This window comes from Longimicrobium sp. (assembly GCF_036399255.1).
Taxonomy (GTDB): domain Bacteria; phylum Gemmatimonadota; class Gemmatimonadetes; order Longimicrobiales; family Longimicrobiaceae; genus Longimicrobium.
On record NZ_DASWNM010000064.1, the window covers coordinates 1 to 12,074 of the forward strand.

Genomic DNA, 12,074 nt, shown 5'->3' on the forward strand with positions numbered 1-12,074 from the left:
GTGGCGCTGGACGGGGGGGCGCGGCCCTGGGCGGGGGAGGCGGCGGACGACCTTCCGCGCGCGGTGGAGCCGCGGGGGCTGGCGTACGTCATCTACACCTCCGGGAGCACGGGGACGCCCAAGGGGGTGCAGGTCGAGCACGCCTCCCTGGCCAACCTGGCGGCGTGGCACCGGCACGCGTTCGGGGTGGGCCCCGGCGACCGGTGCACGCAGCTGGCGGGTTTCGGCTTCGACGCCGCCGGGTGGGAGATATGGCCCCCGCTGACGGCCGGGGCCGCCCTGCACGTGGTGCCCGGCGAAGTGCGCGCGGCGCCGGCGCGGCTGCGCGACTGGCTGGTGGAGCACGGGGCCACGGTCTCGTTCGTCCCCACGCCACTGGCGGAGGAACTGCTCCCCCTGCCGTGGCCCGCCGCCGCCCCGCTGCGCACCCTGCTCACCGGGGGCGAGGCGCTGCGCGCGCGGCCCCGCGCGGACCACCCCTTCCGGCTCGTCAACAACTACGGCCCCACCGAGGCCACGGTGGTGTCCAGCTCCGGCCCGGTGCAGCCGGACGACTCCGCCGTCCCCTCCATCGGCCGGCCCGTGGCCAACGCGCCGCTGTACGTGGTCGACGCGCACGGCGAGCCGGTCCCGCCCGGCGTGCCCGGCGAGCTGCGGGTGGGCGGCGCCCAGGTGGCGCGCGGCTACCTGGGGCGGCCGGCGCTCACGGCGCAGCGCTTCGTCCCCGACCCGTTCGGCGCCGAGCCCGGCGCGCGTCTGTACCGCACGGGCGACCGGGTGCGCTGGCGGGCCGACGGCACGCTGGAGTACGTGGGCCGCACCGACTTCCAGGTCAAGGTGCGGGGCTTCCGCATCGAGCCCGGCGAGGTGGAGGCGGCGCTGCTGCGCGAGCCCGAGGTGGCCGAGGCGGTGGTGGTGGCGCGCGGCGAAGAGGCGGACCGGCGGCTGGTGGCGTACGTCGTTCCCCGCGAGGGGCACGGGGGGGCGGCGCGGGCGCTGCGCGCGCGCCTGGCGGAGCGGCTCCCCGGCTACATGGTGCCGGCCGCCGTGGTGGAGCTGCCCGCGCTGCCGCTGACGCCCAACGGAAAGCTGGACCGGGCCGCGCTGCCGGAGCCCGAGGCGCGGCGGCCGGAGCTGGCGGGGGAGTACGTGGCCCCGCGCGGCCCCCTGCAGGAGGCGCTGGCGCGCATCTGGGCCGAGGTGCTGGGGCTGGAGCGCGTGGGCGTGCACGACGGCTTCTTCGACCTGGGCGGCCACTCGCTCTTGGCGGCGCGGGCGCACGCGCGCATGTGCGAGGCGCTGGGCCGCGACGTTCCCATCGTAGAGATGTTCCGCAACGCCACCATCCACCGGCTGGCCGCGCACCTGGCCGCCGGCGGCGACGCGCCCGCGCCCGACGCCCGCATCGACGCCCGCGCGGCGCGGCGGCGCGACGCCGCGCGCGCAAACCATCAGCGAAAGACGACGCGATGAGCATTGAGCAGGCCGTGAACGGCGTGGCCGTCATCGGCATGAGCGGACGGTTTCCGGGGGCCCCCGGCGTGGAGGCGCTGTGGAGCAACCTCGCGGCGGGGGTGGAGTCGATCTCCCGCTTCGACGCCGAGGACCTGCGCGCGTCGGGGGTGGACCCGCGCGTGCTGGACGACCCGCGCTACGTGAGCGCGTGCGGCGCGCTGGAGGGCTTCGACCGCTTCGACCCCGAGTTCTTCGGCTTTACCCAGCGCGAGGCCGAGCTGGCCGACCCCCAGCTGCGCCTGCTGCTGGAGTGCGCCTGGGAGGCGCTGGAGAACGCCGGCTGCGACCCCGCGCGCCACCCGGGGCGCATCGGCGTGTACGCCGGGGCCTCCATGAGCACCTACCTCCTGCGCAACCTGATGTCCGACCGGTCGCTGGAGGACCAGGTGGGGATCATCCAGCTGACGCTGGGCAACAGCCGCGACCACCTGACCACGCAGGTGTCCTACCGGCTGGACCTGACCGGGCCCAGCGTGGCCGTGCAGACGGCGTGCTCCACCTCGCTGGTGGCGGTGCACCTGGCCGCGCAGGCGCTGCTGGCCTACGAGTGCGACGTGGCGCTGGCCGGGGGCGTGTCGGTGCGGGTGCCGCACCGCGCCGGGTACTTCTACCAGGAGGGGGGGATCGGCTCGCGCGACGGGCACTGCCGCGCCTTCGACGCCGGGGCCACGGGGGCGGTGGGGGGCAACGGGGCGGGGATCGTGGTGCTGAAGCGGGCCGGCGAGGCCGCGGCGGACGGCGACCGCGTGCACGCCGTCATCCGCGGCTCGGCCATCAACAACGACGGAGGGCAGAAGATCGGCTACACGGCGCCCAGCGTGGACGGCCAGGCCCAGGTGATCGCCGAGGCGCAGGCGGTGGCCGAGGCGCCGCCCGGCACCATCGGCTACGTGGAGGCGCACGGCACCGGCACGCGGCTGGGCGACCCCATCGAGTTCGCGGCGCTGCGGCGGGTGTTCGAGGCGGGGGGCGCGCCCCCCGGGGGGTGCGGGCTGGGCTCGCTGAAGACCAACCTGGGGCACCTGGACGCCGCGGCCGGGGTGGCCGGGCTCATCAAGGCGGTGCTGGCGCTGCAGCACGGCGCCATCCCCCCCAGCCTGCACTTTCGCGCCCCCAACCCCGAGGTGCCGCTGGCGGGAAGCCCGTTCTACGTGGTCGACGCGCTGCGCCCCTGGCCGGCGTCGGACACGCCCCGCCGCGCGGGGGTCAGCTCGTTCGGGATGGGCGGCACCAACGCGCACGTGGTGCTGGAGGAGGCCCCCCCGCGCCCCGCCCCCGCCCCCGCGGCGGGCCCCCACCTGCTGCTGCTCTCGGCCCGCACGGCCACGGCGCTGGAGGCGGCCACCGACCGTCTGGCGGAGCACCTGCGCGCCCACCCCGACGCGCCGCTGGCCGACGTGGCGTACACGCTGCAGACCGGGCGGCGCGCCTTCGGCCACCGCCGCGCCCTGGCCTGCGGCGACGTGGCCGACGCGCTGGAGGCGCTGGAACGCCGCGACGGCGAGCGCGTCCTGACCGAGGCGCAGGAGCGGCGCGGGCGGCCGGTCGCCTTCCTGTTTCCCGGGCAGGGGGCGCAGTACGCGGGGATGGCGGCGGGGCTCTACGCCTCGGACACCGTCTTTCGCGACGCGGTGGACCGCTGCGCCGAGCTGCTGCGCCCCCACCTGGGCGAGGACGTCCGCGCGCACCTGTTCCCCGCCGGGGACGCCCCGTCCGGCGCGCTGGACCAGACCCGCGTCACGCAGCCGGCGCTGTTCACGGTGGAGTACGCCCTGGCGCGGCGGTGGATGGAGTGGGGGGTGCACCCCGAGGCCCTGGCCGGCCACAGCATCGGCGAGTACGTGGCGGCGTGCCTGGCGGGGGTGTTCTCGCTGGAGGACGCGCTGGCCGTGGTGGCCGCGCGCGGGCGGCTGATGCAGGCCGCTCCCGCCGGGGCCATGCTCGCCGTGTACCTGGGCGAGGACGAGGTGCGGCCGCTGCTGGCCGGCGGCCTTTCGCTGGCCGCCGTGAACGCCCCCCTGCTGAGCGTGGTCTCGGGGCCGGCGGAGCACGTCGAGGCGCTGCAGGCGCGGCTGGAGGCGCAGGGGCAGTCGTCCCGGCGCCTGGCCACCTCGCACGCCTTCCACTCGTCGATGATGGACGGGGTGCTGGACGACTTCCGCGCCGTGGTGGCCGGCTGCACCCTGCGCGCGCCGCGGATCCCCTTCGTTTCCAACGTGACCGGCGGGTGGATCGGGGACGACGAGGCCACCGACCCCGGCTACTGGGTGCGCCACCTGCGCCAGACCGTCCGCTTTGCCGAGGGCGTGGCCACGCTGCTGGCCGAGCCCGACCGGGTGCTGCTGGAGGTGGGGCCGGGAAGCACGCTGGTTGACCTGGCGGCGCAGCACCCCGCCTGCGCGCCGGGGACGGCCCTGGTCAGCACCCTGGGCCACCGCCGCTCGCCCCGCCCCGAGGCGGAGCGGCTGCTGGCCGCCGCCGGCCGGCTGTGGCTGGCGGGGGCCGAGGTGGACTGGGCCCGGCTGCACGCCCCGGGGGCCCGCCGCCCCGTGGCGCTTCCCACCTACCCCTTCGAGCGCCGCCGCTGCTGGATCGACCCGGCGGGGGTGGCCCCGCCCGCCGCGGCGGCGGGGAACGGCCGCCCCGCCGGCGACGGCGCGGCGGTGGCCGTGCAGGCCGCGGAGGCGCCCGCGGCCCCCGTGCAGGTGGAGGACGGGGTCGCCGCCATCTGGCGGGAGCTGTTCGGCGCCCCGGCGGGCGGGGCGGACGACTTCTTCGCCGCGGGGGGCACCTCGCTGGCCGCCGTGCAGCTGCTCACCCGGCTGCGCAGGACCTTTTCGGTGGACCTGACGGTCCGCCACATCTTCGAGCACCCCACCCCCGGCCAGCTTGCCGCCCTCATCCGCGCGATGCGGGAGGACGGCGGCCGGCCGGGCGGCGCGGGCGCGCAACCCGTGATCCTTCAGGCCCAGGGCGCCGCATGCTGAACTCCCTTTCGACGGCCACGCCGCCGCGGCCCGCCGCGCCCGCCGCCGCCCCCCCGGCGGACCCCGCCCCCGGCGCGGAGGGCGGGACCCGCACCGCGCGCCTTTCCTTTGCGCAGGAGCGGCTGTGGTTCCTGGACCGGCTCAGCCCGGGGAGCGCGGCCTACACCATTCCGCTGGCGCTGCGCCTTACCGGCGACCTGAACGAGGGGGCGCTGCGGCGGGCGCTGCGCGAGATCGTGGACCGGCACGAGTCGCTGCGCACCACCTTTGGCGAGGACGGGGGCGAGCCGCGGCAGCGCATCGCGCCGGCGGTGCCCTGCGCCGTTCCCCTGCGCGACCTGTCGCGCCTGGACGTCGGCGAGCGCGACGCGGCGCTGCACGAGGCCATCGCCCGCCAGGCGCGCTCGCCCTTCGACCTGGAGCGGGGCCCGCTCTTTCGCATGGAGCTGCTGCGCACCGCCGCGGACGAGCACGTGCTGCTGGTGACCATTCACCACGTGGTCACCGACGGGTGGTCCATGGGCGTGTTCTTCCGCGAGATGGCGGCGCTGTACGACGCCTTCGTGCGCGGCCGGCCGTCGCCCCTGCCGCCGCTGCCGCTGCAGTACGCCGACTTCGCGGCCTGGCAGCGCGAGCGGCTGGCCGGCCCGCTGCTGGAGCGCGAGACGGCGTACTGGCGCGCGCAGCTGGCCGGGGCGCCCACCCTGCTGGAGCTGCCCACCGACCGCCCGCGCCCCGCCGTGCAGAGCTTCCGGGGGGCCATGCTGCGCTTCGCCGTGCCCCCCGAGCTGGGGCGCGAGCTCCGGGCGCTGGGCCGGCGCGAGGGCGCCACCCTGTTCATGGTGCTGCTGGCCGCCCTCAAGGTGCTGCTTTCCCGCTACGCCGGGCAGGACGACGTGGTGGTGGGCAGCCCCACCGCCGGACGGACGCGGGAAGAGGCGGAGGGGATGATCGGCTTTTTCACCAACACCCTGGCGCTGCGGACGGACCTGTCGGGCGACCCCTCGTTCCGCGCGCTGCTGCACCGGGTGCGCGACACGGCGCTCGAGGCGTACGCGCACCCGGAGCTGCCCTTCGAAAAGCTGGTGGCGGAGCTGGGCATCGAGCGCACCCTGAGCCACAACCCGCTCTTCCAGGCCATCTTCACCGTCCAGGGCGCCTCGTGGAAGCCGGTGCAGCTGGCCGGCCTGCTGGTGGAGTCGATCCCCACCGACCGGGCCAGCACCATCGCCGACCTCTGGCTTTCGGTCACGGAGGACGGGGACCGGCTGGCGGGGATCCTGGAGTACGCCACCGACCTGTGGGAGCCGGCCACGGCGGGGCGGATGCTGGGCCATCTGCGGGTGCTGCTGGAGGCGGTGGCGGCGGACCCGGAGCGGCGCCTTTCGGCGCTGCCCCTGATGCGCGAGGCGGAGCGGCGGGAGGTGGTGGCGGCGTGCAACGACACGCGCCGCGCCTACCCGCCGTACGCCACCGTGCACGAGGCCATCGAGCGGCAGGCGGCGCGCACCCCGGACGCCGTGGCGCTGGTGAGCGGCGGCGCGCGGCTGTCGTACGCCGGGCTGAACCGGCGCGCCAACCGCCTGGCGCACCACCTGCGCGCCCGCGGGGTGGGGCCGGAAACGCGCGTGGGGCTGTGCCTGGAGCGCGGGGTGGAGATGGTGGAGGGGCTGCTGGCCGTGCTCAAGGCCGGCGGCGCCTACCTGCCGCTGGACCCGGAGTACCCGGCGGAGCGCCTGGCCTTCATGCTCCAGGACGCCGGGGTGCGGCTGGTGCTGACGGACGGGCGGGGGGCGGCGGGGCTGGCGCAGCACGGGGTCGAGGCGCTGCGGCTGGACGGCCCGGCGCGGCCGTGGGCCGGCGGCCCGGAAGAGAACCCGCCCGCGGCCGCGGGGCCCCGCGCCCTGGCGTACGTCATCTACACCTCGGGCAGCACGGGGCGGCCCAAGGGCGTGCAGGTGGAGCACGCCTCCATCCACAACCGCATCCAGTGGATGCAGGAGGAGTACGGCCTGGGGGCGGACGACGTGGTGCTGCAGAAGACGCCGTACACCTTCGACGTGTCGGTGTGGGAGTTCCTGTGGCCCCTCTCCGTGGGCGCGCGGCTGGTGATGGCCGAGCCGGACGGCCACCGCAACCCCGCGTACCTGGTGGACGTGATCGAGCGGGAGCGGGTCACCACGCTGCACTTCGTCCCCTCGATGCTGCGGGTGTTCCTGGACGAGCCCGGGCTGCGGCGCACCCGCTCGCTGCGCCGGCTGTTCTCCAGCGGCGAGGCGCTTTCCGCCGGGCTGGTGGCCGGCGTGGCGCAAAAGCTGGCCGGGTGCCGGGCGCACAACCTGTACGGCCCCACCGAGGCGGCGGTGGACGTGAGCTACTGGGACTGCACGGCCGCGCCGGACCGCGACCCCGTTCCCATCGGCCGCCCGGTGGCCAACACGCAGCTGTACGTGCTGGACCCCCGGGGAGAGCCGGTGCCGGCCGGGGTGCCGGGCGAGCTGCTGATCGGGGGCGTGCAGGTGGCGCGGGGGTACCTGGGGCGCCCGGGGCTCACCGCCGAGCGCTTCGTCCCCGACCCGTTCGGCGGCGAGCCCGGCGCGCGGCTGTACCGCACGGGCGACCGCGTGCGCCGGGCCGCGGACGGGACGCTGGAGTACATCGGCCGCACGGACTTCCAGGTCAAGGTGCGCGGCTTTCGCATCGAGCCGGGAGAGATCGAGACCGCGCTGCTGCAGCAGCCCGACGTGGGCGAGGCCGTGGTGGTGGCCCGCCCCGCCGAGGGCGGTGAAAAGCGGCTGGTGGCCTACGTGGTCCCGCGGGCGGCGGAGCACGGGGACGGCGGCGCGGCCGAGGCGGCGCGGGCCGAGCAGGTGCGGCAGTGGCAGTCGGTGTTCAGCGAGGCGTACGTGGCCGCCCCGGCGCAGGCGGACTCCGCGTTCAACACCGCCGGCTGGAACAGCAGCTACACGGGCGAGCCCATCCCCGCGGAGCAGATGCGCGAGTGGACCGACGGGGTGGTGGAGCGCGTCCTGGCCGGGCGCCCCCGCCGCGTGCTGGAGATCGGCTGCGGCACGGGGCTGCTCCTGTTCCGCATCGCCCCGCACTGCGCCGGGTACCACGGCACCGACGTCTCGCCCGTGGGGCTGGAGCAGGTGCGGCGGCAGCTGGACGCGGCGGGGCTCGCGGACCGGGTCACGCTGGGGCACCAGCCCGCGGACGACTTCGCCGGCATTCCCGAGGGCGCGTTCGACGCCGTCGTCATCAACTCCGTGGTGCAGTACTTTCCCGACGCCGGCTACCTGCGGCGGGTGCTGCGGGGGGCGGTGGACCGGCTGGCCCCGGGCGGCTTTCTGTTCGTGGGCGACGTGCGCAGCCTGCCGCTGCTGGAGGCCTTTCACGCCGCTACCGCGCTGGCGCGGGCGGACGCGTCCATGCCCCTGCGCGAGCTGCGCCGCCAGGTGCTGGCCCAGGCCGCGCGCGAGCAGGAGCTGCTGGTGGACCCCCGCCTGTTCGCGGCGTTCTGCCGCGAGCACCCGCGCGTGGGCCGCGCCGAGGTGGCGCTCAAGCAGGGCCGGTTCCACAACGAGATGACGCAGTTTCGCTACGACGTGGTGCTGCGCGCCGGCGCGGCCCCCGCGCCCGCCCCCTTCCCGGAGTGGGTGGACTGGGAGGCGGAGGGGCTGGACTCCGACGCCCTGCGCGCCCTGCTGCTGCGCGGCGCGCCGCGGGCGGTGCGAATCCGCGGCATTCCCAACGCCCGGGTGCGGCCCGCCGTGCGGGCGCTGGGCCTGCTGCGCCAGGCCGGCGAGGCAGGGACCGCCGGCGAGCTTCGCGCGGCGCTGGCCGCGGCCCCGGACGGGGGCGTGGACCCGGAGCAGGTGCGCCAGGCGGCGGAGGCGGCCGGCTACCGGTGCCGCCTGTCGTGGGACGGACCGGGCGCGGAGGACCGCTTTCGCGCGCTGCTCTGGCGCGGGGGGGACGACGGCGGGCCGATGGCGCTGGAGGAGCCGGCGGGCGACGAGCCGTGGGCGGCGTACGCCAACGACCCGCTGGCGAGCAAGCTGAACCACCAGCTCGTCCCCCGCCTGCGCGACGCGCTGCACGGCCGGCTGCCGGAGCACATGGTGCCGCACGCGTTCGTGGTGCTGGACGCGCTGCCCCTGCACCCCAACGGCAAGGTGAACCGGGCGGCGCTCCCCGAGCCGGAGCGCCCGGCGCCGCACCTGCAGGCCGGCTTCGTGGCGCCCCGCACGGCGCTGGAGGCGCGCCTGGCGCGGGTGTGGGCCGAGGTGCTGGGGGTGGAGCAGGTGGGGGTGGACGACAACTTCTTCAAGCTGGGCGGCGACTCCATCGGCAGCATCCAGGTGGTGTCGCGGGCGCGCGAGGCCGGCCTGTTCCTCGCCCCGCGGATGCTGTTCCAGACGCAGACGGTCGCCGAGCTGGCGGCGCTGCCGGGCATCGAGGACGCCCCGTCCGCGGCCCCGTCCGGGGATGCCACGGGCCCCGCGCCCCTTCCCCGCGAGGTGCTGGACGCGCTGGCGCGCGAGGGGGTCGCCGTGGAAGACAGCTACCCGGCCGGCCCACTGCAGGCCGACTGGCTGCGGCGCAAGCTGGCCCGCCCGGAAAAGGGGCTGTACGTCATCCACTGGGCCGCGGCGCTGCGGCGGCCGGGGCTGGACCCGCACCTGCTGCACCGGGCGCTGCAGCGGGTGGTGGACCGCACCCCGGCGCTGCGCACCTCGTTCGTGTGGGAGGGGGTGGAGCGTCCGTACCAGGTGGTGCACGAGCGCGCGGCCGTGCCCCTGGAGCAGCGGGACTGGCGCGGCGTGCCGCCGGGAGAGCGGCCCGCCCGGCTGCGCCGCTACGTGCGCGCCCTGCGCCGCACCGGGTTCGACCTTTCGCGCGCGCCGCACTCGCGCCTGGCCCTGTTCCAGGTGGGCGACGACGAGTACTGGATGGTGTGGGCCAAGAACAACATGCTGCAGGACGGCTGGAGCTTTCCCCTGCTGCTGACGGAGGTGTTCGACACCTACGAGGCGCTGCTGCGCGGCGCCGAGCCCCAGGTGGAGGCGCGCCCGCCCTTTCGCGAGTACGTGGCCTGGGTGGAGCGGCAGGACCGGGCCGCGGCCGAGGCGTTCTGGCGCGGCCTGCTGGCCGGCTTTCGCGCCCCCAACCCGCTCACGCCCCCCGGGCCGCGCGCGCCGCGCGGCGACGAGTACGCCATGCGGGTCAGCTACCTGGAGGCCCCCGCCGCGGCCGCGCTGGCCGGCGCCGCCCGCGCGCACGGCCTTACGCTCAACACGCTGGTGCAGGGTGCCTGGGCGCTGCTGGTGAGCGAGCGGACCGGCCAGCGGGACGTGGTGTTCGGCACCATGGTGTCCGGCCGCCCGCCGGCCATCGAGGGGGTGGAGCGGATGGTGGGGTGCCTCACCAACATCATCCCCGTGCGCGCGCCGGTGGACCCCGGCGCCACCCTGGGCGCCTGGCTGGCGGCGCTGCAGGCCCAGCAGGCGGAGTCGCGCCAGTACGACTACTGCCCCCCCGCGCTGCTGGAGGCGTGGGCCGGCGCGGCGCCGGGGCAGCCGCTGTACCAGAGCTACATCGTCTTCGAGAACTTTCCCTTCGGCGAGCGGGCCCGCGGCTACCTGCGGCAGACCGGCAACATTGAGGGGGCGGGGAGCCTGGCGCAGACGGAGCACCCCCTGCGGGTGATGGTGTGGCCGCAGCAGGGCAGAATGCCGGTGGCCTTCTGCTACTATCCGCACCAGTTCCGCGCCCGCGAGATCGACCGGATGCAGAGACGGCTGTTCGCGCTGCTGCGCCGGCTGTCGGTTTCGCTCGACGCGCCGCTCTGGGCGGTGCTCGGGCCCCGGGCCGGCGGCGCGGCGGGTGCGCCGTGAGCGGGCCGGGAGGGGGGACGGCGGTTCCGTCCCCCGCCGGCGCCGGGGCCGCGAAGGGGGCGGGGATGCGGAGGTTCACCCTGATCTGGACGGGCCAGGTCGCCTCGCTGCTGGGCTCGGGGATGACCTGGTTCGTGCTGGGCGTGTGGATCTACGAGACCACGGGGTCGGCGCTGCTCTTTGCGCTTTCGCTGTTTTCGGCCACGCTTCCGCAGGTGCTGCTGCTTCCCGTGGCGGGGGTGCTGGTGGACCGCTGGGACCGGCGCCGCGTCCTGATCCTGGCCGACGCCGCGGCCGCGGCGCTCTCGGTGGGGCTGGCGCTCCTGTTCCTTCTGGACGTGGTGGCCGTCTGGCACGTGTACCTGGCCAACGCGCTGGGCGCGGCGGTCACTGCGTTCAAGACCCCCGCCTTCGTGGCGGCCACCGGCTCGCTGGTGCCGCGCGAGCAGCTGGCGCGGGCCAGCGGCATGTCGGACTCGGGCCAGGCGGCCTCGCAGATCGCGGCGCCCATGCTGGGGGCGTTTCTGTACACCCTGATCGGGGCCGAGGGCGTGATCCTGGTGGACGTGGGCACCTTCGTCCTTTCGCTGCTGGTGCTGCTGGCCGTTCCCATCCCCCGGCCGCCGCGGGGCGCGCCGGAGGGAAAGCCGTCGTTCCTGCGCGAGGCGCGGTACGGGTGGTCGTTCCTGGCCGGCCGTCCCGGTCTGCCGGGGCTGCTGGCGTACTTCGTGGTCCTGAACTTTTTCCTGAACCTGTCCTGGGTCGCCGTCACGCCGGCGATCCTGGACTTGGCCTCGCCGCGGGTGCTGGGCGCGGTGCTTTCCACCGGCTACGCGGGGATGCTGGCCGGTGGCGTGATGATGGGCGCCTGGGGCGGGCCCGCGCGCCGGGTGGACGGGGTGCTGCTGGGCGGGGCCCTGTTCGGCGGCTCGCTGGTGGCGCTGGGGCTGGCGACGGGGGCGGTGGCGCTGGCGGGCGCCATGTTCGGCCTGCTGTTCAGCGTGCCGCTCATCAACGGCTCGTTTCGCGCGATCTGGCAGGGCGGCGCCCCGCCCGAGGTGCACGGGCGCGTGGCCTCGGCCATCCTGATGGTGGCGCGCTCCTCGGTTCCCGTGGCCTTTCTGGTGGGCGGCCCGCTGGTGGAGTCGGTGTTCGAGCCGTCGCTGCTCCCCGGCGGCCCCCTGGCGGGGTCCGTGGGGCGGCTGCTGGGGGTGGGGCCGGGGCGGGGCGCCGGGCTCATGTTCCTGCTGCTGGGGCTGGCCTTTCTCGCGGTGACGTACGCCTGCCGCGCGTCGCCCGCCATCCGCGGGATCAAGGAGGCGCCGCCCGGTCCGGAGCTGGAGCCGGCGCGCCACTAGCCGGCTGGCGAGCGGGAGGAAAGCCGAGAAGCAGAGGAACGGAATCTTTTCTCTGCTTCCTCTGCTTTCCCTGCGTGATACCAGATCCGGAAAAGCAACACCTTCAGGGTACAGAGGAACAGAGTCAAACAGAGAAAGCGAGTGGAAGCATGATCTCGTTTCCTCTGTCTGACCCTCGGTCATTCACTAAGCTGTAAACATGCTTCAGCGCGGCCATCTGACGTGCTGGCGCTGATTTGCGGGGATGATTCTCCGGTTTCTCGCATAGGCCCCCTACCCCCGGCATGACGCTGGGGGAGGTCAACGTCCCGAGT

At 75.9% G+C, this 12,074-nt stretch carries 4 protein-coding genes; all 4 read left to right on the forward strand.

Annotated features, from left to right (window positions below; translation table 11 throughout):
* Positions 1 to 1,473: non-ribosomal peptide synthetase (locus VGC13_RS09745; RefSeq protein WP_331125053.1), on the forward strand; the 1,473-nt coding region annotated here is incomplete at its 5' end.
* Complete coding sequence (locus VGC13_RS09750; protein WP_331125054.1) at positions 1,470 to 4,502, forward strand: type I polyketide synthase; 3,033 nt, start codon at positions 1,470 to 1,472, stop codon at positions 4,500 to 4,502. The genes VGC13_RS09745 and VGC13_RS09750, both read left to right, overlap by 4 nt.
* Positions 4,496 to 10,402, forward strand: coding sequence for an amino acid adenylation domain-containing protein (locus VGC13_RS09755; protein WP_331125055.1), 5,907 nt, complete (start codon positions 4,496 to 4,498; stop codon positions 10,400 to 10,402). The genes VGC13_RS09750 and VGC13_RS09755 overlap by 7 nt, the downstream gene beginning before the upstream one ends.
* A gap of 65 nt (positions 10,403 to 10,467) precedes the next feature.
* Positions 10,468 to 11,760 (forward strand): MFS transporter, encoded by a 1,293-nt coding sequence (locus tag VGC13_RS09760; RefSeq protein ID WP_331125056.1) that lies wholly within the window; start codon positions 10,468 to 10,470, stop codon positions 11,758 to 11,760.
* The last annotated feature ends 314 nt before the right edge of the window (positions 11,761 to 12,074 follow it).